24 protein-coding genes are annotated in these 25,661 nt (G+C 54.1%); 11 read left to right on the plus strand and 13 right to left on the minus strand.

All coding sequences use genetic code 11. The features are described from left to right. Positions 1-7: 7 nt before the first annotated feature. Positions 8-337, minus strand: coding sequence for a hypothetical protein (locus N5J69_RS09175; protein ID WP_279769735.1), 330 nt, complete (start codon positions 335-337; stop codon positions 8-10). 352 nt (positions 338-689) lie between these two features. Between N5J69_RS09175 and N5J69_RS09180 the strand changes: the two genes are divergently transcribed. Further along, positions 690-1,928, plus strand: a complete 1,239-nt coding sequence (locus N5J69_RS09180) for an AI-2E family transporter (protein WP_279769737.1) — start codon at positions 690-692, stop codon at positions 1,926-1,928. 64 nt (positions 1,929-1,992) lie between these two features. On the opposite strand, the gene N5J69_RS09185 is transcribed toward N5J69_RS09180, so the two are convergent. The 3 genes from N5J69_RS09185 to N5J69_RS09195 form a co-directional block, all read right to left on the minus strand. Further along, complete coding sequence (locus tag N5J69_RS09185) at positions 1,993-2,310, minus strand: hypothetical protein (RefSeq protein ID WP_150012385.1); 318 nt, start codon at positions 2,308-2,310, stop codon at positions 1,993-1,995. A gap of 138 nt (positions 2,311-2,448) precedes the next feature. After that, on the minus strand, positions 2,449-2,874 hold the full coding sequence (locus N5J69_RS09190) for a DUF4186 domain-containing protein (RefSeq protein WP_279769740.1): 426 nt from the start codon (positions 2,872-2,874) through the stop codon (positions 2,449-2,451). 12 nt (positions 2,875-2,886) lie between these two features. After that, a complete protein-coding gene (locus N5J69_RS09195; protein ID WP_279769742.1) occupies positions 2,887-3,159 on the minus strand; it encodes an AraC family ligand binding domain-containing protein in 273 nt (90 codons plus the stop codon). Positions 3,160-3,328: 169 nt separating this feature from the next. Here N5J69_RS09195 and N5J69_RS09200 point away from each other — a divergent pair, with 169 nt between their 5' ends. After that, positions 3,329-4,225, plus strand: coding sequence for a lipid kinase (locus N5J69_RS09200; protein WP_279769744.1), 897 nt, complete (start codon positions 3,329-3,331; stop codon positions 4,223-4,225). 15 nt (positions 4,226-4,240) lie between these two features. Here the strand turns inward: N5J69_RS09200 and N5J69_RS09205 are convergent, their stop codons facing one another. The 8 genes from N5J69_RS09205 to N5J69_RS09240 all read right to left on the minus strand — a co-directional run bounded on the left by N5J69_RS09205 (position 4,241) and on the right by N5J69_RS09240 (position 11,150). Further along, the gene (locus N5J69_RS09205) at positions 4,241-4,474 is read right to left on the minus strand and encodes a hypothetical protein (RefSeq protein ID WP_279769746.1); all 234 of its coding nucleotides are present in this window, start codon (positions 4,472-4,474) and stop codon (positions 4,241-4,243) included. Positions 4,475-4,647: 173 nt separating this feature from the next. Continuing rightward, positions 4,648-5,097, minus strand: a complete 450-nt coding sequence (locus tag N5J69_RS09210) for a YetF domain-containing protein (RefSeq protein WP_279769748.1) — start codon at positions 5,095-5,097, stop codon at positions 4,648-4,650. A gap of 12 nt (positions 5,098-5,109) precedes the next feature. Then, positions 5,110-5,619, minus strand: coding sequence for a hypothetical protein (locus N5J69_RS09215; RefSeq protein WP_279769750.1), 510 nt, complete (start codon positions 5,617-5,619; stop codon positions 5,110-5,112). A gap of 67 nt (positions 5,620-5,686) precedes the next feature. Beyond that, the gene (locus N5J69_RS09220) at positions 5,687-6,622 is read right to left on the minus strand and encodes a cytochrome d ubiquinol oxidase subunit II (RefSeq protein WP_279769751.1); all 936 of its coding nucleotides are present in this window, start codon (positions 6,620-6,622) and stop codon (positions 5,687-5,689) included. Between the two features lie 9 nt (positions 6,623-6,631). Continuing rightward, positions 6,632-7,996, minus strand: a complete 1,365-nt coding sequence (locus N5J69_RS09225; protein WP_279769753.1) for a cytochrome ubiquinol oxidase subunit I — start codon at positions 7,994-7,996, stop codon at positions 6,632-6,634. 372 nt (positions 7,997-8,368) lie between these two features. Continuing rightward, complete coding sequence (locus tag N5J69_RS09230) at positions 8,369-9,334, minus strand: magnesium and cobalt transport protein CorA (RefSeq protein WP_279769755.1); 966 nt, start codon at positions 9,332-9,334, stop codon at positions 8,369-8,371. A gap of 103 nt (positions 9,335-9,437) precedes the next feature. After that, on the minus strand, positions 9,438-10,457 hold the full coding sequence (locus tag N5J69_RS09235; RefSeq protein ID WP_279769756.1) for a DUF481 domain-containing protein: 1,020 nt from the start codon (positions 10,455-10,457) through the stop codon (positions 9,438-9,440). A gap of 96 nt (positions 10,458-10,553) precedes the next feature. Next, positions 10,554-11,150: a DUF1349 domain-containing protein gene (locus N5J69_RS09240; protein ID WP_279769757.1), complete on the minus strand. Its 597-nt coding sequence runs from the start codon at positions 11,148-11,150 to the stop codon at positions 10,554-10,556. 343 nt (positions 11,151-11,493) lie between these two features. Between N5J69_RS09240 and N5J69_RS09245 the strand changes: the two genes are divergently transcribed. Further along, positions 11,494-11,730: a DUF2171 domain-containing protein gene (locus N5J69_RS09245; protein WP_098051257.1), complete on the plus strand. Its 237-nt coding sequence runs from the start codon at positions 11,494-11,496 to the stop codon at positions 11,728-11,730. Between the two features lie 176 nt (positions 11,731-11,906). Here the strand turns inward: N5J69_RS09245 and ddpX are convergent, their stop codons facing one another. Beyond that, entirely contained in the window at positions 11,907-12,488 is a 582-nt protein-coding gene (gene ddpX / locus N5J69_RS09250; protein WP_279769760.1) for a D-alanyl-D-alanine dipeptidase, read from the minus strand. Between the two features lie 553 nt (positions 12,489-13,041). On the opposite strand from ddpX, the gene N5J69_RS09255 reads away from it, so the two are divergent. The 8 genes from N5J69_RS09255 (at position 13,042) to N5J69_RS09290 (ending at position 25,570) form a co-directional block, all read left to right on the plus strand. Then, positions 13,042-13,695 (plus strand): DotU/TssL family secretion system protein, encoded by a 654-nt coding sequence (locus tag N5J69_RS09255; RefSeq protein ID WP_279769761.1) that lies wholly within the window; start codon positions 13,042-13,044, stop codon positions 13,693-13,695. A 155-nt stretch (positions 13,696-13,850) separates the two neighbouring features. Then, a complete protein-coding gene (vgrG, locus tag N5J69_RS09260) occupies positions 13,851-16,235 on the plus strand; it encodes a type VI secretion system Vgr family protein (protein ID WP_279769762.1) in 2,385 nt (794 codons plus the stop codon). Between the two features lie 11 nt (positions 16,236-16,246). Beyond that, positions 16,247-17,239, plus strand: a complete 993-nt coding sequence (locus N5J69_RS09265; protein WP_279769763.1) for a DUF4123 domain-containing protein — start codon at positions 16,247-16,249, stop codon at positions 17,237-17,239. Between the two features lie 11 nt (positions 17,240-17,250). Beyond that, positions 17,251-19,884: a T6SS effector BTH_I2691 family protein gene (locus N5J69_RS09270; RefSeq protein ID WP_279769765.1), complete on the plus strand. Its 2,634-nt coding sequence runs from the start codon at positions 17,251-17,253 to the stop codon at positions 19,882-19,884. Further along, a complete protein-coding gene (locus N5J69_RS09275) occupies positions 19,881-20,873 on the plus strand; it encodes a putative type VI secretion system effector (RefSeq protein ID WP_279769766.1) in 993 nt (330 codons plus the stop codon). The genes N5J69_RS09270 and N5J69_RS09275 overlap by 4 nt, the downstream gene beginning before the upstream one ends. A 12-nt stretch (positions 20,874-20,885) precedes the next feature. Further along, positions 20,886-21,155, plus strand: a complete 270-nt coding sequence (locus N5J69_RS09280) for a PAAR domain-containing protein (RefSeq protein ID WP_279769768.1) — start codon at positions 20,886-20,888, stop codon at positions 21,153-21,155. A gap of 4 nt (positions 21,156-21,159) precedes the next feature. Next, the gene (locus tag N5J69_RS09285) at positions 21,160-22,299 is read left to right on the plus strand and encodes a hypothetical protein (RefSeq protein ID WP_279769770.1); all 1,140 of its coding nucleotides are present in this window, start codon (positions 21,160-21,162) and stop codon (positions 22,297-22,299) included. Continuing rightward, entirely contained in the window at positions 22,292-25,570 is a 3,279-nt protein-coding gene (locus N5J69_RS09290; protein WP_279769772.1) for an ImcF-related family protein, read from the plus strand. The genes N5J69_RS09285 and N5J69_RS09290 overlap by 8 nt, the downstream gene beginning before the upstream one ends. Positions 25,571-25,661: the final 91 nt, after the last annotated feature.

The raw sequence follows: 25,661 nt of genomic DNA on the forward strand, positions 1-25,661 counted from the left end.
CCGCCCGCTACGTAAGACGCTGGCTGCACTTCGCGGCTTTCAGCGACTGCAACTGCGTCAGTCGCCGTTCCGCCTTCTGGCTGGCATTGTATTTTGCAATGCCATTGCCCAGCCCGAAATCCCCGACAAAGCCCAGCACGGTCAGTGCATCAAACTGGCCGGTCTGCTCAATATCATGCTGTACGCTGTGCGCCCTGACCAGTTCCTGATCCAGTGCGCTGCAGTTCAGTGTCGCGGTCTCTTCCGGCGTCACCGCCGCGGCCTGTGGATACTGTTTGGTCGCACAACCGCTTAATATCAACGCCATCAGTGCCATTAAGACGCTCTGTTTAGCCATTTTTCATTGCCTGTTTTTTGCCCGATTAACACGGTTATCGGCAGCATACGCAGAGATCATGAGTCTCTGACCTACCAATAATGGTCGAAACCGCTACGCTAATGTAGGATTCAGCGCGCTGCAGTCAGAGGCAGCCTGCTACCGGCCGGAAGTCACGCAGCGAACGCACATTATCCGTTCATCACTTCTGCAAGACCTTTCAACGAGTTAGCCAGCATGATGCTGCCAGTATCAGCATTTAATGAGCAAAGCCTGACCGTTCATTTGTGACGAGGCCGCTGCGTAAGCAAAGCCAGACGCAGCAAATTCGTGCGGCGGGTTTATCAGAGTTTGTTCCAGATGAGGTTTTTCCATGCGTTTTAAAGGATTGAACATCGGGTTTTTCATTTTGATTCTGGCTATCGCCACCGTCGCGTTTTTCGAGGTGCTTTCGCCCTATTTTTCGCCGATTTTATGGGCGGCGATTCTGGCTGTTATTTTCCATCCGCTGAAAAGCTGGCTGCGCAACCGACTGGGTGATCGCAACGGCGTGGCCGCGCTGATTACCCTGCTCTGTATCTGCCTGATTGTGTTCACGCCGCTGGCGATTATCGCCTCTTCGCTGGTGGTTGAAACCAATGCGGTCTATCACAAACTGCAGACCAACTCATCGCAGTTCCCGGCGGTCTTCGCCGATCTGTTGCAACATCTGCCGCGCTGGGCGAAGCATTTCCTGGCTGAAAATAATCTGGATAACGCCGGACAGATTCAGCAGAAGCTCTCCTCGTTTGCGCTTAAGGGCGGTCAGTATGTTGCGGGCAGCGCCTTTATCATTGGCAGAGGCACGTTCAGCTTCACCGTCGGCTTTGGCATCATGCTCTATCTGCTGTTCTTCCTGCTGAAAGATGGCTCCTATCTGGTGCATCTGATTCTGGAGGCATTGCCGCTATCCACTTACGTGAAACATCACCTGATGGTGAAGTTTGCTGCCGTGGCGCGTGCGACGGTGAAAGGCACAGTGGTGGTCGGTGTCGTGCAGGGTATTCTCGGCGGGCTGGCGTTCTGGTTTACCGGCATCGATGGCAGCCTGCTGTGGGGTGCCCTGATGGCGTTCCTCTCCCTGATCCCGGCGGTCGGTTCCGCCATTATCTGGGTGCCTGCCGCAGTCTTCTTCTTCGCGACCGGCGCACTGTGGAAAGGGCTGTTTCTGGTCGGTTTCTTCGTGGTGATTGTCGGTCTGGTGGATAATATCCTGCGTCCGCTGCTGGTCGGCAAAGACACCAAAATGCCTGACTATATGATCCTGATCGCCACGCTGGGCGGCATGGAAATTTACGGCATCAACGGTTTTGTTATCGGTCCGGTCATTGCTGCTCTGTTTATCGCCTGCTGGAATCTGCTCTCCGGCCGCGATAACCGCGAGAATATTGAAGTCATCGACGAAGAGGTGATTGAAGAAGGCAAAAAGCAGTCCGAGACTGCGGCCGAAGCAGCCGCTGAAGCGGCGGCTGCCGCAGCCGATGCGGCCGCTGAAGCGGAAATAAAAGTGTCGGCATTAGCGGCGGCGGAAAGAGAAGCCGCAGAAAGAAAGGCAGCGGAAAACAAAGCGTAATTCCGATCGGCCCATAAAAAAACCCACCTTGCGGTGGGTTTTTTTTAACCTGAAAACCAGCGCCTTAGTTGGTCGCTTTGTTTTTCAGCTCTTCAGCACCCTGCTTGGTTTTATCCCAGCCTTTCTCAGTGCCTTCTTTGGTTTTGTGCCAGCCTTTCTGAGCACCTTCGGTGATTTTGCTCCCGGTGGTGTGGCTTTTGCCTTCAGCGGCATGCTCAGACTTCAGCTTCAGCTCTTTGCCTTCATTCTGGGTCTGATGCAGTTTTTCTTTCGCGGTGTCAGCGCCTTTATGCGCTTCCGCAACGGTGTTATCGGTGGTGGTAGCAGCAAATACTGGCGAGGCCAGCAAAATAGCAGACAGTGCAATAATTGATTTCTTCATAATTCCCTCTGTATTCGTTGTTGCCGTGTAGGTTTTAATCCTGGCATAGCGTTCCCAGGAAAGATTTAAGAATAAACCAGGAATGAAAAAGGGCCAGTTTTCACCAGAAAAAGCCGCTGACTGTAGTTTTTTTACCCATCACCAGAGGGCAAGCTGTGGATCGTCGTCCGTTTTCGGCGGGTTTCGGCTCACGCGAGCAGGCGGTGCAGGCTGCTGCATCTGATGGGTAATCCACTGCAATAGCACGCTAACCACATAGTCCTGCTGTTCCGCGCTCAGCGGCTGGTGCTGCCCGATGTTATGCCACTTACTCAGACAGCCACGGCAGCAGGTCGCGGTGGCGTGCTGCGCAATAAAAACCGGATGGCCGCGCATTGGCGTCTGTTTTCCATCGTTTTCAGGCTGAGCAGGAGCCAGTCGCTGTGCCACAAATGCTGCGGCATGCTGTCGTAAAACCGGCTCGCCTTTGCTGCCTGCATACTCATATTCAGCGCGTCCCAGCCGAAAACGCCGACGAAACGGCGACCGTGCCAGCCGGGTAAAAAGATCGTCAGAAATCGTCATGCTGATTGCCAGTCACTCATATTTACGCCCCGCCAGATAGCTGACGCCCTGGGGTCCGAACGCCTCACGATGCAGTTCATTCGGCTGCAGATGAAACGTCTCACCGGGATGATAGGTGATGTCGCCCTGCTCGGTACTGATGGTGATGTCGCCCCTGAGAATCAGGGCCAGCGCTTCAAAAGGATGGACGTGATTATCAAGCCGGGCTGAAGCGGCCCGCTCAATCAGTAACGGCTCATCAAAGCCCTGTTCGGCTAACACTTTTCTGAATTCGTTTTCGGTCATTGCAACACCTCAAAGTGGAACTGATCCTAAGCAATGTAGACGATCTTTATCGCCACTTATGGCACGCACCGGGTTCGTAAAGTCGCGCAAACAGGGTTGTTCACGGGTCATGCCGATGCTGTACTTGCCGTCTCGTTCCCCTATTCTGACAACAGGATGACGCAAAAGTATGCCTGACGATGAAAGAACCGCCCTGCTGTTGATTAACCGGCGCTCACGCAAAGGACGCACGGAGGCCAGCCGGGCGGAGACGCTGCTGGCGCAGGCCGGGTTTACGCTGCTGCACCCGGACGAGGAGGAGACCCGCAGCTACAGCGCGTTAATCGCAGCTTATGCCGATCGCGTCGATGCGGTGATTGTCGGCGGCGGCGACGGCACGCTCAACGCGGCGGCACCAGGACTCATGCAGACCGGCCTGCCGCTGGGGATTTTACCGCTGGGCACTGCCAACGATTTTGCCCGTACGCTGGGCATTCCCGCCAGCCTGGAACAGGCGGTGAAGATTATTGCAGACGGGCGACTGCGCGCTGTGGATCTGGGTGAAGTGAATCAGCACCTGTTTCTTAACGTCTCCAGCATTGGTTTCTCGGCAGAGCTGGCGCGTAATCTCACGGCTGAATCCAAAAAACGCTGGGGAGTAGGCGGCTATGCCCTGGCGGCGTTGCGGCTGCTGCGGCAGAGCCGCCCGTTCAGCGCCACGCTGGTGCATCAGGGCCAGCGGGTGCCGATCAAAACGGTTCAGGTGTCGGTGGGCAACGGTCGTTTTTACGGTGGCGGCATGACGGTCGAACAGCGCGCAACACCCGATGATGGGTTACTGGATGTCTACAGCCTGGAGTTACAGCACAGCTGGCAGTTGATTGCGCTGCTGCCCTTTTTGCGGCGTGGCACCCACGGCCGCTGGCGTAACGTGCGGGCGTTCAGCACAACAGAAGTGACCATTGAGACGCGCCGTCCTCATTACATCAATGCAGACGGCGAAATTATCGGACAGACCCCTGCGCATTTCCGCCTGATCGCGCGTGCGCTGCAGGTTTATGCGCCCGACGGTGAATCCGTCAGATAAGGAAGTGCCCGGGAATCAATGCCTGCTCCCCTTTTTCTCGGCAATGTCGATCTGTTCGGAAAGGCTGCTGACCAGCGCTTTTGCCATCTCGATCGTCAGACCAAAAAAGAGCGTCTCCTGCAAAGGCTGTTCCTGAGTGGCTGCCGGATCGACATAGCCGAACTGCAGCACCAGCGCCTGATGACCGTTCAGCGGCCCGATGTGCCAGCCTGTGACCGGATAGAAGGTAAAACGGGTAAATTCATTCACTTTAAACCTGACTGTGAAGCATAACGCTGATTGAGTGTCAGGCCAGCTCGGATAATAAAACGTGGATTGATTAAAGAGCCTGGCGCAAATCCGCAGAATAACAAGGAAAAGAGCACGATCGGCGTTGACCGGGCGCAGAGCCCGCAGCCCGGCGAATCCTTACGGGGGTCAGGCTACTTTTCCGCACGGGGAATGATCGAAATATGGCCGTTCACCTCCAGCACCGCATATTTGATCTGATCGAATCGCTCCAGCCCCGGACCGGAGCGTGCCGCTTCAAGCACATCGTCAGGATCAATACCGGTCATCTTCATGCGCTCGGTCAGCAGATTGCCATTTTCCACCAGGATCACCGGGCCGCCATCGATCGCCTGTTCTACTACCGGAAAACGACTTTTCAGTTTGCCCAGCAAAATATCTATTGTGACCAGCGTGATAATGGTCAGCGCCGCACCCGTCACCGAAAAATCGTCGCCCAGCAGCGCCTGCTGGGTCGCTTCACTGATGATCAGCAGCAGAATCAGATCGAAAGAGGTCATCTGCAACAGGGTGCGTCTGCCAGCAATTTTGAACACCACCATCAGCACCAGGTAAATGGCTGCCGCACGTAATACCGTTTCCATAACGCGCCTCTGTCAGGGATAGATCCATTGGGTAAAGCGGACCGGAGGATGGTCATCGCCGTTAATGGCGACATGAATGCGGCCCGGATCATGTGGCTGCAGACCGAGCCAGATGGCGTGATCCGGTCCGGTGTCGCGGGTGGAAAAGGTCAGCCGCAGATCGCTGCCGATCGTGACCGCCTCCAGCGGCTGAGGCTGCAGCGTCTGGATTTGCAGGTTATCCAGTGCGCCCGCGCCAATCGTCACAGTAAAGTGGTCGGTTACCGGTGCAGTGTAGCGAATACGCATAGCCATATTGCTGTCAACGCGGCCAAACCGCTCATACGCCACCTCAAGGGTGCCATCCGGCGAGCGGGCGCTGCTGTCACTCAGCACGCCTTTAGAAAAGAGGCCGCATGCACCCAGAATGACCACCAGGATTAACAGATACACCCCTGCCCGCTGAATCAGCCATTCGCGGCGAACCCAGCGGAGATCCTCTTTTATCGGGCTATCCACGGCCGCTGTCTGTTCTTTTTTCATGCTGTTCGTCTCTCCTCTCAGCACACCCGTCCCGATGGCTCACCGTCTGAAGCATCGTGGACAGCCGTTATTTCGCCCGACGCTCAACCCAGAACGACCAGCTGTGATACAGCAGCGTCAGCGGCATGGCAATTGCAGCCCCCACCAGCACAAAGCGCTGTGTGACCGGCGATGACGCGCTTTCACTGATGCTGAACTGATGTGGCACCAGCCACGGGTAGAGGCCGCACAGCAGGCCGGTAAACACGGCGCCGATCAGCATCAGCGTCAGGATGAGCGGGAACAGCGGCCTGGCGCGCCATAAGGCCACAGGCACGGCGATCCAGAGTATTATCATCGCCACAGCGGCGACCTTACCCGGCCACCGCTGCCAGCTTTGCTGCCAGATATCTGCATTGAGATAGCCTTCAACAAGAAAGATTATCAGCGCCAGCAGCCACCACAGCCAGCTCTGTGCCGCTGCCAGCGGCTGAACCCTATCGCCAATACGCCAGCCGATCCAGCAGCAGGCCAGCAGTGAATTGATCGCCATCAGGCCCGCGCCGCTGATGAGCGGAATCAGGCTCAGACCATCCGGCAGGCCGGTTTGCGGCTGCGCGCTGATGATCATTCCGGCACACCATCCCTGAATAAAGGTCGCCAGCGCTGAACTTCCGGCCATGATGCGGTCCAGCCAGTGACGCAGCCGCGACGCGCTCTGGGCGCGGTATTCCAGCGCCATCGCCCGGACCAGCAACGCCAGTAACATGGCAAACAGCGGCACGCTCAGCTGGCTGGACAGCTGGGCATAGACCGGCGGAAACAGCGCCAGCAGTGCGCCTGCCGCCAGCACCAGCCAGGTCTCATTCGCATCCCAGACCGGCAAAATACTGTGCGTCATCAGTTCACGCTGCTCCTCATCGTGGAACCAGCAAAACAGCATTCCCACGCCCAGATCAGTGCCATCCAGGAGCAGATAAAGCAGCAGAGAAAGACAGATAATCAGCGCAGAGAGATCGGCCATCACAGACTCCTAATCCGGCGTTTTTAGCGCAATCACCACCGGCTGCCCTGACGGCAGTTCGCCCTTAACCCGGCGCAGCAGGTAGTGTAAGCCCAGGGCGAAGACCAGAAGGTAGATCAGCAGCACCGCCCCGAAAATGGTCAGCGTGGCACCGAGCGACAGCGGTGAAACGCTCTGTTCGGTGCGTAACATGCCGTAGACCGTCCACGGCTGACGCCCCACTTCGGTCACGACCCAGCCAGACAGCAGGGCGATAAAGCCCGCAGGCGAGAGCCATGCCATCCAGCGCAGTAAGCGCCCTGATGCGGCCAGCCGCCCACGCCAGCGCTGAAAATTAGCCACCAGCGTGGTCAGTAAGATCACCCCACCCAGCCCCACCATCAGGCGGAAGGCGAAAAAGACCGGCAGCACGGGGGGAATGGCTTCTGCAGGAAAGTCACTCAGGCTTTTGATGTGGCCGGAGAGGTTGTGCCGCAGATAGAGCGAGCCGAGAGCGGGCAGGCTCACTTCCAGATGGTTACGCTGCGCCTGCTGGTCCGGTAACGCAAACAGGCGCAACGGTTCCCCCTCCCCCTGCGGAGGGGGATGCCAGCTGCCTTCCATCGCGGCCAGTTTGGCAGGCTGATAGTCGCGGGTATTTTCACCGTGAAGATCGCCAAGGACGATCTGCAGCGGAACGGCAAACAGCAGAAAGGTCAGCGCGCTGTTGAGCATCAGTCGCGAAGCCGGCTCACCCTTAAAATGCCGAAGTCGCCAGGCCGCAACGCCCATCATCAACACCGCGACGGCAATCAGTGATCCCACCACCATATGACTGAAGCGCCACGGAAAAGAGGGAGCCAGCAAAATTGACCGCCAGCTTTCAGCCAGAAAAACACCCTGCTCGTTGCGCGTAAATCCGACCGGCGTCTGCATCCACGAATTGGCGGCCAGAATCCAGAAGGCGCTAAGCAGCGCCCCGGCCGCCACCAGACAGGTCACGGCAAAATGCACACCGGGCCGAATCTTATTGAAGCCAAACAGCATCACTCCGGTCAGGGCTGATTCAAGAAAAAAGGCGACCAGCACCTCATAAAACATTAAGGGTCCAATCACGCCGCCGACCTGATGCGAAAAGCGCGCCCAGTGCGTACCAAACTGAAACTCCATGACGACACCCGAGGCGGCACCAATCGCTACCGTCAGGGAAAAGAGGTTCAGCCAGAAGTGAAGGGCATCCCGGGCGGCCTGCTGCTTTCCCCACAGCCAGCGCGCCTCAAACCAGACCAGGAACGGTGCCAGCCCCAGCGTCAGCGCCGCCAGCGTGATATGCATGCCCATGGTCAGCGCAAACTGCGTCCGGGCGATCGTCAAAACCCAGTCACTGTCATTCATGCGGGGGTTTCCGGCGCAGAGACGCTGGGAGAAGTGCCTGGCGTGGAGAGGCACGCAGCAGGCAGCCTTACTTTCATCGAAATCTCCTGGCAGAAACATGATCGAGCCTGCTGGGGCTGCACGACGTCAGCATCGGGATTCCTTCGCCAGCAGAAAGTTTATTATCTGTTTATCGTAGTGAAGAAATAAAAAACAGCCAGTTCCGGTGGCGGGATAATAACAATCATGATGAAGATGAATTTATTGTGGCTGAGCGGAAAGAGGTGAAAGGCGGTTATTATTGCTGACAGTTCTCGCTGCGCTTAAATAAAGGAAAATAAAATTAAGCGAGGCGGATAATTAATCCGGCCCCGCCGTCATCAGCAGGTCCGCTTACAGCCAGCCGGAGCGTCGCAGTCTGGCCCAGAGTCCGCCACAGGCCACCAGCGTCAGTCCTACCGCCAGCGGATAGCCATAAAGCGATTTCAGTTCCGGCATATGCTCAAAGTTCATGCCGTACATACTGAACACCACGGTCGGAATGACCAGGATCGCCCCCCAGCCTGCCAGCTTTTTGACCACTTCATTTTGCTGCACCGTCACCAGCGCCAGATTGACCTGCATGGCACTGGTCAGCATCTCGCGCATATCTTCTGCGTCGGTGACCACATGGCGGGCGTGGTCCTGAACGTCGCGGATGTAGGCGCGCAGCGGACGCGGGATCAGATCTTCGTGCAGGTGGATAAGCTGATTGCAGATCTCCTCCACGGGCTGTGCTGCATTGCGGAGCGACAGCAGGTGACGCCGCATGGTGTAAACCGACTGAACTGACTGACGGTCAAATTCGCTGGTGAAGAGATCGTTCTCCATCTGCCCGACCCGTTCATTGAGCGAGGTGGAGAGCTCAGCATAACGGTCAACAATAAAGTCGAGCAGGCAGTAGAGCGGATAAGCGGGGCCAAACTTCAGCAGGGCCGGATTTTCAGACGCCCGCTGTCGCACCGGGGTATAGCTTTCCGATGCGCCATGACGGATGCTGATCAGGAAGTTTTTTCCGACAAAGAAATGGGTTTCGCCCAGTTCGCAGCTGTCATCCTTTGCGCATACCGTCTTGACCACGATAAACAGTGATTCGCCGTAATGTTCGATTTTAGGTCGCTGATGGGCATTAAGCGCATCCTCAACCGCCAGTTCGTGCAGGCCGAACTCCTCTTTAATCTTCGCCATAAATTCAGCGTCTGGCTGCCACAGCCCGAGCCAGATAAACGCCTCCGGCTCTTTAATAACGTCACTGATATCTTCAACGTCAACATCTTCGCCCACACATCCCGGACGGTAAACCCTGCTGCTTACGATCATCTTCTGCATTCCCGTTGTGACAGTACATGCAGCTTAGCTAAAGCCGGGCCTGTAACCGGATAAAAACAGTAAGGATTTGCTGCGATGCTGTGCGATCAGCGGGTTACCACTTCAGCCCTAATCCGGTGGAGAAAATGCCCTCGTTCAGCGTATCGGGAATGCCGCTGACCAGATTGCGATGATAGCCAAGATGCAGGGTGGACCAGGAGGTCAGGCTGTAACGCAGGCCGACTTCCGCATCCAGCATAAAGACCCCGTCATCATCCAGGGAATGACCAACATCGCCGTTGCTGTAAAGCGTGACCGATTTACCCAGCAGATAGCGCTGATAGTTCCAGCGCAGCGAGCCGCCAAAGTGCCGCTCTTCGCGATCGTCGCTGTAGCCATATTCAAAGGCACCGCCCAGCACGGAAAGTGAGAACGCGCTGAGTTCGGTGTCCCACAGCTGATAGCCCGGACCGGTGCCGATCAGTGCCTGGCGCGACAGATTCTCTACCCAGTCGCGCTTATAGGTGGCGCGGGTCTGCCAGAAAAACTGCTCCCTGAACAGGTAGTCAACGGCGTAGCGCAGGCTGTAGTTATCGGTGTTGACGTTCGCATTTTCCTGCTCGCGATTGTAGGTTGCACCGATGTCGTGCCGCCATTTTCCCTGATTCAGCTTAGTGTTAAGCGCAAAGCTGTAGTCGTCGGTTTTGGTCGAGGCCTTTTTAACCTTCACACCAGCATCAATGTTACCGGTCCAGGCGAGCTGATCGCTGCGCACTTTGGCTTTCATAAACTCATCGATGCGCCTGACGGAGACCTGCTGCTCCTGCTCATTGCGTTCCACCCAGACATAGCCGGGATCGGACGAAGAGAGCCGCACCTGATAGTGTTCGCCGGTCTGTTTATTTTCCACATTGACCGGATTATCGCTGGCGAGTGTACTGACTGCCTTCCAGTCCAGAGTGACGGTGCCCGCATATTGCGTCTCTATCGCCAGCTTGCCCTCGCTGAGGTAACGGATCGTGCCGGTCAGCCGGTCACCGTTATTCAGCCAGACGGTATCGGCTGCGGCCTGCCCTGCCCATCCGGCACAGCAGATGATGACCAGCAGCCTGGTAAACACGTAGGCACAACGCATAGCTTTCCCTGTAAAGGCGTCGTCCTGTCCGGGCGACGCGTCACCGCAAAGTCGGACCTGACAATTAAGCTGATTCCGCGAGGATATGCAATGACGTCAGGAAAGGTCATGCAGCGCTTTGCCGAGCGGCGGACCCAGCGTGAAGTTGCTGAAACTGATCGCCAGCCCCTCGCGTTCAGGCGAGCAGCCCATCACGCCGACAAAACGCTGCGTCTGACCCGGCCACGGGCAGAGCCGCAACAGCGGCCACGTCAGGCCGTCAGCAGAGTACTGAATTCTCAGTACCGCATTTTCCAGCGTGGCACGCATCCATAACTGTCGCGCATCACCGGGAAACACCCCGGTAGACCAGTCTGAAAACTCACGCGTGACCACGCTGCCGATGGCGGGCTGATCATCGTTAAACTCAATGCCCGCCTTCACCCACTGCGTTTCGCTGTCCTGAATAAACAGGCCAGCCTGATCGTAGAGCTGACTGAAGTCTGCCCTCACCTGCACCTGAACGGTAAAATCGTGTTCCACCCGGAAGCCAAAAGCATGACCGCTGTGCCGTTCGAAGCCGTACCAGGTGCGCTGCCAGAAATCACTGTTCAGCGCAGTTTCAAACTGCAACGTATCGCCATCCAGACTGTGTACCGGCGGTTGATTAATCCAGACGCCACCTTCGGTGGTCAATGAACTGACTGAGGACATAGGCACTCCTTTGTGTAAGTGAAACCGCCTGCGTTCAGACAGACCCGTGCGCGGCGATTGGCCTGATTATCATAGCGTTGATGAGAGCAGGAGCCGCAGAGGAACGTGGCAAATCTGATCATGCCGGTGTGGAAAGCACTGATGACAGCCGATCCGGTATTGCGAACGTCGGGGCAGGTTTGCGGTTTCGTTTTTTTCGTGTCGCGGAAACAAATGACCGCGTTCAGGTCCAGTCGGCTTAACTATTTCATTTTGTTAATTGCCTGGCGCAAACCTCGTTTAACAACCAGGCTTGTTTTGTCTGAGGGCAACTGAACTCATCAAATATAAGGATTAAGTCAACATGGTAGATAAATCAGAAATTCTGGATCACGCACAGGTTGTTGATGTGAATGGCGAACATGTCGGAATTGTTGACCATTTCGAAGGCGACGACAAAATTAAGCTGGCGAAAAGCGATCCTGAAGCAGGCGGCAAACACCACATTATTCCATTCAGCTGGGTGAAAGACGTTGATGATAATAAAGTCATCCTGTCGAAAGCCAAAGCGGATGTTGAAAGCGAGTGGCAGTCCGCATAAAAAAACAAGCCGTGGCACCCGTCACGGCTTATTGCTTTATTACCTGATAAACATGCGATTTAAATTTCCCCCGGACCTCATCCTGCCCGAAATTGCTATTTTAATCGCGCTCCCCTCTGTACTTAAATGCTATACGACTTCCCCCACACGCGTGATATCACACTGTTTAGCACGTTTCAGAGGTTGATATTTTCGACCTGCGTTGAGGCATAACAGCCAAATACACCGTCAATCAGCGGATAACTTTCTGAACCGGGCAATTCAAAATGCCACCACTCGGTTGCAATACCGGTGAAGCCACCCCCCAGCATGATGGCATTAAGCATCAGCCGGTTGCGCTGTGCCTGAACGGCCACCGCTGGGTGATAAGGATGGGAGTGCTCGCTCATCTCATCGAAGCCGGTGCCCATATCCACGATCTCACCGCGCTCATCGATGAGCGTAACGTCAACCGCTGTGCCGCGACTGTGGTGTGATCCGCGCGTGAGCGGTGCGACATAGTCCTGATTCGGGCAAGCCTGCCAAAGCATTGCCTGCGCTGCGGGAGGCCGATATGCGTCGAGGATCAGCAGCGAATAGCCCGCCACCTTTGCGATGTTGATACTTTTCGCCAGTGCCTTCGCCGCATCAACATGCAGCAGACAGCGCGCATCGCGGTAGATCGGCCGCCCGGTAAGGTTGTCAGCGGTGGCGTATTTCAGATCAATGGCTAACTGAGGAAAGGCCTCAGCAATGTCTGTCAATTTTTTACTTTCCATGACGGAGTGCTCCCTGTTTTAGCGTGTTGGGCAAAGAGGATAGGTATGAGGCGGTTATCATGGCATTGCGGCGGGAGGAAAAAAAGGCGTTGTGAAAGCCAGTGAGGAGAGTTGAGGTGAAAGTCACGAGGGGGAACAGGTCAGATCAACAAATCGTTTAAATCGTTTTTATCGATCGATTTTTTGAGCGGCTGGTGATGCATCTGAAAACCACGAAAACACGGTTCAACCTCAACCTGGGGCTCAATATCAACGAGCACAGTAAACCGGTTTTGATAACAGGATGTCGTTAAGAGAAACTTTTGCAGGTAACTAAAACGAGGATTTGTGGAAGCGAATTTGTACTAAAAGCTGTAACTGTAAGTTTGATTAACTATCACCTTGTGTAATATCATCAGCCGCAATGAAGTTTTGGCGTTAATCTGATTGACATGCCGTCGAATGATTAACTCTGAAGCATGATCGAAGTCAGCAGAGACAATGTTCCCCGATGAAATTTGTGATTGGGATAAAGGATTAATAACACTCAGGAGTTGCCAGGATGGTGCCCACAATGTCTTCGTCTCACGACATCACAACCAGTACCCTCGATACGCAAATGCAGGATACTTTCCTGTTCGTCATGGACGTGTTGCACAACCCATCGTTACAGCGGGATAGCACTTTTTATCGTCGTGGCTGTAAGCTTGTTGAAACGCTGAAAGAGCAGCTCGAAGCCCGGCAGACCAGCGATGAATTCATTTACCACGTGCTCTATGCCCAGTGCGGCCTTATTGATCAGACAGTACTCAACAGCGCGCCACAACAGGAAAACCACGTCTGGCTGGCTGCGCCACTTCAGTCACGTTATCTCGGTGAAATGCGTGCCGGAGAAGTGATCCCGGACCAACTCAAAATGCTGCTTCGTCAACCCGCGCCGGATATGCGTCTGCTGGTGCTGTATCAACGCATCTTCGCCATGGGATTTGGTCGCCACACTCCCGATTTTCAGCATGAACGCCGGGAGCTGATGGCGTCACTGGATGCGCTGGTGCCCACTGCTGATACGCCGCAATCCGCACCGCTGGTCGTCGAGCTTCGCCCTCGTGTCCGTGATGGCTTGCTCCGCTCCGGGCGATTCCATATTGCGCTGCTTGCCGCTGTCATCGCAGCCCTGTGGTACGGCCTGTCGTATTCACTTTCACACATTCTCAACAGCAACTTTTAGGGCTGAAAGCTCCACCAGACTTTCAACACCCGTGAGCCAGCCATACACCGGGTGAAATGGATGACGACCTGATGCGCTTTGGTTCCCTGCCCCAGGAAACAGCGAAGGGCGGTAGCGTGCCATAACGCCAGGTCACCGATACAAGGAATGATGTCATGACCACGCTTCCCCCTGTCCTCAACGGCACCACGCTCAACCGCTACCACCTGCAGGTGAAAGGCAGCGATATTCCGCTGGACGTCGAATCCTTTACGGCCCGCGAGGCGCTCAGCGAGTGCTATCGCTACGAAATCGTGCTGACCAGCGTAAACCAGGATATCGATCCGTCTTCGGTGCTGATGAAAAATGTCACCTTTATCATGCAGTCCCTGCCGGAAACCGCGTTGCGCATTGCGAGCCAGCCCGAAGTTCAGCGATCGGTTCATGGCGTCATCACCCACTTTTCCCGCATTTCCTCTTCACGTGATGAAGCAACCTACACGCTGACGTTGCGCCCGCGTCTCGCTCTACTGGACAAATCCCGCCGTACCGCCATTTATCAAAACCTGTCCGTCGCCGAGGTGGTGGAGCAAATCCTGCGTAAGAATCACCACTGGGCAGGCTGGCTATTTGATTTTCGGCTCCGTCAAAGCTATCCGAAACGGGAACTGATCACGCAGTTTATGCAGTCAGATTTTGAGTTCATCAGTTGCCTGCTGTCAGAAGTGGGGATCGGGTTTCGCTTTGAAATGGATCAGGAGATCAAATATGAAGTGGTGATCTTCACCGACAGCGGACGCGACTGGCAGCCAGGCATAGCTGTACCTGTGGTCAATCCGGCAGGCATGTTTGACGGTCGCGCTGAATCCCTGTGGAATCTGCAGACACATCATCAGGTGGTAGAGCGCTCAGCTTCGCATCGGGACTATAACTACCGCACTGCCGGTAACACGCTCGATACACTGGCGGATATCACTCACGATGACGACAGCATCACCTGTGGTAATGATTACCAGTATGCGGAGGGCTATCTGGCTGCGGGCGAGAGAGATGCCGGGCAAAATGTTCAGCCGGAAAGCGGCCAGTTTTATTCCCGGCTGCGCCATGAGTGTGCCCTCAACGATCAGCACCGTTTGAGCCTGGAAAGCAACGCAACGGTTATTGCACCCGGTCAGATCCTCGAACCCAAAGGCACTGTTCCCGCGGCATTTGACGAGGGGATGCTGATTACCGCTATCAACAGTGAAGCGTCACGCAGTTCGCACTATAAGCTGCGGGCCGAGGGGATGGCGTGGCGAGCCCACCTCAACTGGCGACCGGCTATACAACCGCGCCCGCGTATCACCGTTCCGTTACCCGCTCGCATCACCAGTCTGACCAGCAACGACATCTACAGCCATATTGACAAACATGGCCGCTACCGGGTGAAGTTCCACTTCGACCAGGCCGACTGGAAAACCGGCTGTGAAAGCCCGTGGCTGCGTCTGGCACGACCCTATGCCGGTGACACTTACGGTCTGCACCTGCCGCTGCTGGCGGGTACAGAAGTCTCGGTGATGTTCGACGGCGGACATCCGGATAAGCCGTTTATCGCCTTTACGCTGCACGACTCGCTTCATCCCGACCTGGTTACGATTGAGAACTACAAGCGCAACATTCTGCGCTCTCCGGCACACAACGAACTGCGACTACAGGACGAACGCCAGAAAGAGAACATCCACCTCTCTACCCCGCACTCCGGCAAATCGCAGCTTAATCTCGGCTTCAACGTCATGGATGACGATGCTAAGGAGTTGCGCGGTGAAGGTGCCGAGCTGCGCACCGACGGCCACGGCGTGCTGCGTGCTGCGAAAGGCGTGTTTATCACCGCCGATGCGCAGCCTCACGCACAGGGCAAACTGCTGGATATGGCTCCGGCGGTTCAGGAGCTGGAGGCGGCATGCCAGGAAGCATCGAGCCTGCGCCACGCCGCAGAAATGGCAAAAGCGGAACTCGCCGACATCCAGAAACAAACCGATTTGCTCAACGACACGCTGAAGAATCTGCAACAGCAGGCGCTGCTGCTTTCTGCGCCAGCTGGTATCGCGCAGGTTACTCCTGCCAGCATCCAGCTCGCGGCGGGTCAGAACCTGATTGCCACCAGCGGTCAGGATGCGGATTTCAGCATCGGTAAAGCGCTGCGCATCGCCGTGGGCAGCACGTTAAGCCTGTTCGCCAAAATGGCGGGCATAAAGCTGTATGCCGCTGCCGGGAAAGTGGATATCCAGGCGCAGAGCGATGCGCTGAATCTGCTGGCGCACAAGGATATGCAAATTAGCAGTCAGGAAGGCAAGGTGGTGATTTCGGCTAAAACCGAGCTGCTGCTGGAATCGGGCGGCGCGTGGGTGCAACTGAAAGACGGCAACATCACACTCGGTGGTTACGGCAACGTCAGCGTGAAGTGCGGCACGCTGGAGAAGCTGGGACCGGCTTCGCAACAGGGAAGCATTACCCTGCCTCAGCACTGTGCATCCATGGTTACCCAAGCTGCAGCCGGGAAAGATGCTGGCGTGGCACTTTAACGGGAAACATCATGATGACTTCATTTGATTACAGTCCAGATGCACAATCTCAGCAGAAGAAAAAATTCAGGGACATTATTAATAAATCACTGGCGGGTTCTGATGAAAACTTTTACCTGCTGGTGGATCCGGTATCTCTGCCTGAAGATGTGCAACATCCCTTCATTCGTTTGCTGCTGGAGCGGCGACCCGTTCCCGTCCGACTACCACACGAAAAACTGGGTGCGGACAGCTATCCCTGGCTGGTGGCGCTGGACATTCGTAATGCCGACCACGTTGCATTACTGGAAAGCAGTCTCGCGTTTGCTCTTGATGAAATTCATCCGGAACATCTGAGCCAGGGAAATGGCCGGGCCATATGTGGCTGGCTCACCAGCCCTCATGATGCAGAGACCATTGCCCGTCAGTTAGGTGAAACGGCTATCCAGCGGCTTCACGATCATTCCCGGTTTTTGTTGCGTTATTACGACCCGGCGGTACACAGCGTGCTGTGGTTATATTTTAGCAGACTGCAGCAACAGCGATTGATGGGCGTTATTCGCAGCTGGATTTACGCCGATGGTGATGGCCAGCCGGTTATTCATGAGCACCTACCTTCAGTCCATCCGCTCTACACATTTTCACTGGCGCTGTCTGATGTAGATTCCGCAACGCTTGCCCTCGTTGGGAAAATTAATCGCACGCTTGAACAGTACCGTTTTAATCGGATGGCATCTTCACGCCACGGGGAAATTGAGGCCATCCAGACTGTCCGTGCCGCCTTTGAAAGAGCGGCATCGCTTCATGGCTTTGAAAAGGATAATGACCAGCAGGCACTGGCGCTTGACTGCCTGCACTGGCACAGCCAGTTCGATTTGCATCCTCATATGCGCATACTGCTCTCGCCACAGGAACGTGCCCCTCACTCAAGCTATCAGAGCTGTACACAGCTTCTGGCGGATACCGTGCGCAAGAAAATGTGTGATGAATTAGTCACAACCTCCATGACTCCCCCGACATACTGAAGGAAGCTGTTATGTCTGCATCACTCTGCACCCGTTGTGCATCAATCGGCCCGGCTTTGCTACCGGCTCGTTATGCCGTAGTCACTGACAACATCCGCTCCGGCATTCCAGGCTGGGCGACACCAGCGACCCAATTTCCACATGCGGAAGGCTACGACTATGCGGTACGCGCCCTGCGTCAGGGTTTTGTCTATGTTTATTACGAGAGCAACCAGCAGTGGGACGGCTGGTCCGTTTGCGAGGACGGCAGCCTGTGGAAACAGCCTGCCGCTGCCTATGCTCAGCCCAAAAAGACGCCGGACTGCCACTCACCTGAACACAGCGCCACCAATATGGAGATGATGGTGCTGAGTGAAGAAGCGCTGCAGGGTAATACCTGGATTGCGTTCTCGCCCTCTAAATGGGGCCTGGTCACGCTTGACCGCTATGCACAGGACAAGGGAATGCGCGAAAAGCGGATGCAGTGTCTGGCGTCATGGCAATGGAGTGCACCGGCCAATGCCGACGGAGTCACTGCCGCATCGCCTGGCAGCATTGGCAATATCCTCGACTATCAGCAGCCAGGTCCCGCCAACCCCATGTTTTTGCTGCCGTGTAATCTCCCGGTAAAACGCATCAGTCAGACTGAAGTGTCTGCGCCCTGGTATACATTTGAAGAGCGTGACGTTAAGCCGCAGGGCACCCTTTACGCCTGGAGTAAGCTTCGCGCGGGCAACGTATCTCGCACGCTGAAAGCACTGCAAAGCCGTGGACAGGGTAAAAATCGTTATGGTAAGGAAATTACCCCGCTGGTGATGGCCCTGCATGATCCGATTGGTATTGCTCATGAGCTGACGGGTTTTAGTGATGATTATGCTGCGTTGCATAGGTCATGGATGAATGATCTATCGATTGAATTTGCCTCCGATAGCTGGTTGAACGGCGCTGAAAACCAAATACATGCGCTAAAGAATGCCCGTGCCAAAATTCAGTCCAATGACCGACTGGATTACAACCAGCAGATGATGGAAAAGTACAACCGCTACGGACATAAAGTGGATGATGCTGTGGTTGCCGAGTGGCGCAAGCGGGAGTCTGAAAGAGCATTCAAGGAAAGTGAAGATGAATATGCCAGTGAATGGAAAAAGTATACAAAAAAACTGAATCTGCAGAAACGACAGGCTTTTCATAATTGCAATAATCGTTTCTTTGAAGTGCTGGCGCAAAAACTCGAAACATTGGCAGAGTTGCGTATTAAATGGATGAATGAGAACTCATTTGTTGTGTGCAGTCAGGATTTTTACTCTACACAAGTTGAAGACAACCTCAGTTATCGTGAAGCAGTGGATTATGCGCTTGCTTCACTCAATCTGACACAGGCTGGCACGAAATTCCTGGATAAACTAATCGAGCAGTATTCCGCTAATAATGAGCGAAATTTCGTCTGGCGGTCAATTATGCTCAATAACCCGGAAGTCATTGCAGAAACGCAGTCCTTTCTACAGGCGATGGAACAGCATAAGGATAACTATAAGAAAGCTGACCAACTGACATATATTATCACGTCAGGAAAGTTGGAAGGAAAATTTGTAAAAGCTTACGGAAAAGCGAACGACATAATAGCTAATAATCCAACACCTACATCAGCATGGTCACGAGTTATGTTGGCGACAGACAGGCGAATGACTACTCTGGGTGATCGGTTTTTTAATTTTACTCGGTTGGGAAAATCATTAGACACGATGAATGAATTATTGAGTAAAGTGTTGTTTACTGTATCAGCAGGAGTGGCGACCGTAAGTGAGGAAGTGGAACGCGGAGTAGCACAACTGGTTAGTGCTGACGCTTTCAGGAAACAGTTACTGGACAATCTTAAAATAGGAGAGAGGGACTCAGAAAAAATATCAAAAACAAACAAATATAAAATTAATTTTGATGACTTTGCCAAAAGCGCTGACGGTAAAAAATCGATAAAAAAATCAAGCATCCAGCTGTTGCTTTTTGCATTTAATATGTTGGAGTATTCTTATATAGCTTCTAAAGCGGACAAAGAGCCTGAAAATTCACTTCTTCGTTTAACCGTTTACTCTAGTTTGTTTAGTACAATAAAGGTTGCCACAGATGTAATTGAACCAGCTGTAGAATCTGGCATCAAGAACCCATACTTCACAAAAAACATAAAATGGATTGGTCATGCAGCAGCAAACTCCGCTTCATCATTGATGCTAGGAATAGATGTCTTCAGTGGCATAAATGAATTTAATGGCAAAAGTCGCTGGCAGTTTATTCTGTTATTTACTGGAAAGGTATTAGTAGACGCCGGGACCTTGCTAAAAGCTTTAGAAGGCATAATGAAATTTGCTGTTGACAGGGAGATTATGTCTGCCAGAAATATATTATTGACCGGTACGTCACATCTTTTAACAAACCAGATTATAGCGTTCTTAGCATCCTGGCAAGCTATGTTATTAATTTTTATTATTGAGCAGCTAGTGATTTACTTCTCTGACAACGATCTTCAGGATTGGTGTGAAGTTTGTGTGTTTGGAGAAGATCCTGAAGCAGAGTTAATATCTACAGATAAAATTAAGCTCCTCGATGTTAAAACTGAGTTACTTAGAAAACAAGAGAGTGCTTTCAACAAAGCGGTAAAGGTGATTGAATGAAGAAAGATCGTTTAATGAAGGATGCTTTATACTTCCACAGGCTAAAAAAAGAAAAGAGAGCTCTCGAAAGCGACATAAGAGTTCACTCGGAATGGTTGTCTAGCCACCCGCGCAGTATTGACTCAAAAGATAAAATAAGTGAATCAGAGAAAAAAATAGTTGAAATTGATGTTTTGCTGGCTAAAGAGCCGCCCACACCTGAATTGCCACCACGCCAGCCCCTGATAAAAGTCAGCGGCGTATTGGAAGAGATCGATATCTTGTTAGCAAGAGGTTTTTTTTCAGGCAGAGAATATGAACCAGAAGAGTTTGAAAGGAATGAGAGCAACCGTTTATGGGGCAGTGTGATTTTAGCTGCAGTTGGGGAATCTGCCGCTGCCGCCGTTCATTCTCAGGATGATATCCGAGAGGCTGATGTCTATGATTTCGTAAAAGGGAAAATTAATGGAAAACCCTTCTACGGCTGGCTAGGGAGAACTACAGCGATACCAGGAGATTATATTGAACTTGCTGCAATTGACAAAAACGGACATTACGAAGTTTATGCACTGGCATTACCAAAGTTAAGAACAGTATCTATGTTTCCCCGTTGTTATCAGGCAATATATTCAAAGGCCTTGATGGATTTAAAAAGTATCATTTATCTTCCATTTGGCATGGCTGCATTCGTATGTGTTTTTGGCATTTTTTTTCCGGGCATCAGTGTTGATGAAAACTTTTTTATATTCTTAGGTTACATCGCAACAGTGATGATGGCCTATTGTATAATTGCATCACCATTTGCTTATTACCGGAATGTGAAAAAACCCAATCCAATCAATGTCATGGCGCAAAGAATTTTCACCGCATTAGAAATGAAAGAACCAGAAAAAATCAACTTAGAAAAAATCACCAAAGAAAAATCAAAACATAAATCACGGCAGGAAAATCAGAAACGAATCATGCCTGATTATAGAGAATGGGTTGATTATTATTATTATTATTATTGAAATGGACTTCTGATGACCAAAGGTATTATCCGCAAAGGCGATAAACTCAACAGCGGTGGAGAAGTGATCTCAGCTTCATCCACCATCAGAATCGACGGGATCATGGCATCCCGCATTGGCGATATAGTCAGTTGCCCTAAAACGGGACATGGCATCAATCGTATTGTAGGGAGTACACCGCAATGGCGTTCTGATGGTGGCGAACTGGCCTTTGACCAGTATTACTGTGAATGCGGCTGTCAGGTAATAAGCAGTACACCTGATGCCCTTTTTTCAGGTTAAGCCTATGCACTGGAATATTCCATCTCCGCATCCAGTCCCTGCAATTAAGCCGCTTCGCTGGGCCTTGTTGTGGCGTGTAAGCCTGATAATCGCCGTATTCGTGTTATCTATCGCCGCACTGGGCTGGTTGTGGCTCAGGGATGGCCGCATCTGGTTGTATGCCTTTGGTGCAGTCGCTGGGTGGGGGCTGCTTTGTGCACTGGTAGCAGGCTGGATGATGTACCGCTGTGGCGTGGACCATGAACATGCGCAAGGGCTGCACCTTTATAATCAACTGCAGGACGCTGAGTGGCAACGCTGGTCGCAAAAGGGGCTGTCAGTACTGGATTACAGTTTTATATTTCCGCAGCAGGTTCCCCCTGTGATGTTAGCGCCTCAGCCGGTCGTCAGCGAAGAAGCTTACTCTCCAGGCCCCCACCCCGGCCCGGCTTCCCTGTTACGGGAATTATTGCTGCCACTTCTTCCCGCTCTTCGAGCGGCAGTGGGTCGCCATCCGCTGACGGTATCACTTCCCGAATCAGTGAGCGTGCGCGAACTTCAACGTTTTTGTGTAGAGGCGGAATTACCTCTTGCGTCCATTTCAGCCGCAGTTACTGACAGCAGTAATATTTTCTCCACGCTGTTTCGATGGGCAGACAGTGAAGATACCGCTGTCTGTCGACTGATTGTACTTTCTGACTGGGGAGACAACCGCAACTGTACTCAGGGCGCTGTTGCCTGGCTGCTGGGACCCTCAGTGAACAAATTCAGCCTGCCGGTACGCGCAACGTTGCATCGTCCCATGCGAGCAAGTGAAGGGGAAACATCTCAGGAAATCATACAGTTTCTGAATTACCAGCCACTGGCGCAGCAGGCTTCAGATTTGTGGCTCAGCGCAGGTACATCCGCGCTGGCCGCACCAGTCATGATACAGCGAGCAGCCTGCCTGCAGACGACATCATCAGACAAAATCGCACTACCTGAAATAACACAACACCATATTCTTCACTGGCTCGGCAAGGTCAGTGAAGAGAGTCCTTTTTTTGCTGTCACCCTGATGATGCAGATGGCTGAATGCCGCAAGGGAACGCAGGTTTTACTCCACAAGGAACAAAACGTGCTGACGTTCTGTAGTGTCAGTGCTGGAGCCTTTAGTTATGAATAAGCGTCTTTTTCGTATTCCGGGCAGCATGATGATGCTGCTGGTGGTCGGGCTGATTGCCGGATTAGCTATCTGGTTTTTCGGGCCGGAATGGCATCTCACTCGCCAGCAACAGGGACTGTACTGGCTGGCCATGATGGCGGTAACAGCACTGCTGCAGGTGGCCTGGCGGCAGTATCGCCAGCGAATGCCAGAGTCGACAGGAAATCCCCACGTAAAGAAAGATACGCCAGCAGAGCCCACTTTCATTAATGAGATTCGCACTTACTTAAGTCATCACTACGGGCGAAGATGGAAGCGTAAGGTAAGGTTTGTTGTTATTACCGGCACGCCGCATCAGGCCGGGCAAATTATACCGGGACTGGTCGAAGCCCAGTGGCTGGAAGCTAACGGCGTGGTCGCCGTCTGGGGCGGTAATCTCACCTCTGGCGCGGAAAGTGTGCGCATCACCGCGCTGCGTAAGCTCAGGCGCTGCCCGGTCAGCGCCATCGTGCTGGCGTATGATGCCGCGCTGCGTCAGGCGATGCCAACTGACACCGTTGCGCGTCAGCTGACGGAGCGCTGCAAAAAACTTGGCTGGCAGGTGCCGCTTTACCTGTGGGAAGTGCAGAACTACGTCTGGCCGCAGCAGGAGCGCGAGACCCAGCCGGTCGGCGTGCTGCTGCCCGCGCAGGCATCTCCAGCAGAACTGGCTGCTGCTCTGCAGACGTTGCCCGCTCAGCTCACCGAACCCGGCATCCGCCAGGGCATGAACAATTCTCACTTTGCTTTTCTGCTGCAGCTAAGCGCCATGCTGCGCGATGGCGCTGCTGAGCAATTTCAGCGTCTGAGCACGCCGCTGCTGACCGGACCTTATGCGGTGCCGTTGCGTGGTGTGATGTTCAGCCCGCCGGTTGCTGCGAAGGACGCCGACAAACATCGCTGGCTGCCTGACAACAGCTGGCAACGTATTCTGGACGACCTGCCGGGCCTGAAAATCCGTCGCGCCGGGTTTGCCTGGGAGCGCGTAGTTTATCAGACGGTGATGGCGGTACTGCTGTTACTGTGGGGTGGATTGCTGCTGTCATGGTGGACTAACCATCGTGCCATGAGTGAGGCGCAGCAGCTTGTGCAGGCTGCTGCTGATGTTTCACTGCCGGAGGATAAACGACTTATCAGCTTCGGCCAGCTACAGCGAAAAGTGGACCAGCTCGACTGGCGGCGTCAGCACGGCACGCCCTGGAATAGTCGTCTTGGACTGAGTCAGAATGATGCGCTGCTCAATGCGCTGTGGCCGCATTACGCGCGTATTGCTCTGCCCGAGCTGCGAGACGGCGCGGTACAGCATCTTTCAATGGCTCTGGAACGCTGGAGCACACTGCCGGTCAACGACCCGCAGCGTGCTGAGCAAAGTAAAGACGCTTATGGCTGGCTGAAAGCGTATCTGATGCTGAGCCATCCGCAGAAGATGGATGCAGCGCTGTTTGCCGACACGGTAATGCGCGTCTGGCCGCAGCGCAAAGACGTCAGCCTGGGACTCTGGCAGGCGGAAGGCGCAAACCAACTGCGCTTTATGGCGCAGCATCTGCCTGATCATAAAGAATGGCAGATAAAGCCGGATATGGCGCTGGTCTCAGCGTCACGCACCGCCCTGCTGCGCACCATCGGCATGCGCAACGGTGAATCGGCTCAGTACCAGAAGGTGCTGGCGCGGGTATCCCACAACTACGCGGACCTCAGCCTGCATGACATGACCGGCGATACCGATGCCGGGCGGCTGTTTGTCAGCGACAGCGTAGTGTCGGGCATGTTTACTCGCCAGGCGTGGGAAGGTGCGGTGCAACCCGCCATTGAAAAGGTGGTGAGTGATCGGCGCGAGGAAATCGACTGGGTGCTGAGCGACAGCGAGCAGCCGTCCGGCAGCGAGAACTCGCCCGAGATGCTGAAGGCCCGCCTCACCGAACGCTACTTCACCGACTATGCCGGAGCCTGGCAGGATTTCCTTAACGGCATTCGCTGGCAGCAGGCCGATACGCTGTCAGACGCCATCGACCAGCTGACGCTGCTGGCCGACGTGCGCCAGTCACCGTTAGTGGCGCTGATGAACACGCTTAACCAGCAGGGACGCACCGGACAGATGCGCGAGGCACTCAGCGATTCGCTGGTGAAATCAGCCAAAAACCTGCTGAACCACGCCCCGCAAAACAACATCGACCAGAAGTCCGGTCCGCATGGCCCGATGGATGCTACCTTTGCCCCGGTGCTGAGCCTGATGGACCGCAGTAACGACAGCGGCAACAGCCTGAGCCTGCAGACCTTCCTCACCCGCGTCACCCGCGTGCGCCTCAAACTACAGCAAGTCACCGGCGCAGCTGATCCGCAAGCCATGATGCAGGCGCTGGCGCAGACCGTGTTCCGGGGCAAGTCGGTGGATATCACCGATACCCGCGACTATGGAAGCCTGGTCGCCGCAAGTCTTGGTCAGGAGTGGAGCGGCTTTGGACAGGCGGTATTCGTACAGCCTATGGTGCAGGCGTGGCAGCAGGTGCTGGCACCGACCGCATCCAGCATTAATAGCCAGTGGCAGACCAGCATCGTGCAGGACTGGGAAAGTGACTTCAACGACCGCTGGCCGTTCTCGCCGCAGAAGCAGAGCGAAGCGTCACTGCCGCTGCTGTCGCAGTATCTGCGCAACGACACCGGACGCGTCACGCAGTTCGTGAAGGAGAACCTGGGCGGCGTGCTGCGTAAGGAAGGTCGACGCTGGGTACCGGATGCCATGGCTGCACAGGGGCTGCACTTCAACCCGGCGTTTATCGATGCGCTGAATCAGCTCAGTGCGCTGGCCGACGTGGCCTTTACCGGCGGTGATGCCAGCGTACAGTTTGCGCTGATGGGTAAGCCTGGCAGGGACGTGATACAGACCATCCTGCAGCTCGACCAGCTGGTGCTGGATTATCACAACCAGCAGGAGCAGTGGCAGAACATCAGCTGGCCTGACAGCCACTGGAAACCGCGCACTTCGCTCTCATGGGTAACTACCACCACAGGTGAGCGCATTTACGCCAGCTATCCGGGCAGCTGGGGCCTGATTCGATTGCTGGACCGCGCTCAGGTCACTGCCGTGGATAACAGCACCTACAAGCTGAGCTGGAAAACCAGCGACGGCTTTGGTCTTAACTATATGCTGCGCACGGAAGTGTCGAACGGTCCGCTGGCGCTGCTTGGATTGAAAGGGTTCAGGTTGCCACAGCAGGTGTTTGCCAATCAAATTAAAGAATCTGAAGACGAATGACAGAACTTATAAAAATATTAAGTAGTGCGGGCAGCATTCTGACTTTTCTTTCAGGAATAGCGGCATTTTTTTACGCACGATGGCAGTATTC

The organism is Pantoea sp. GD03673, assembly GCF_029844725.1.
In the GTDB taxonomy this organism is placed as follows: Bacteria; Pseudomonadota; Gammaproteobacteria; order Enterobacterales; family Enterobacteriaceae; genus Pantoea.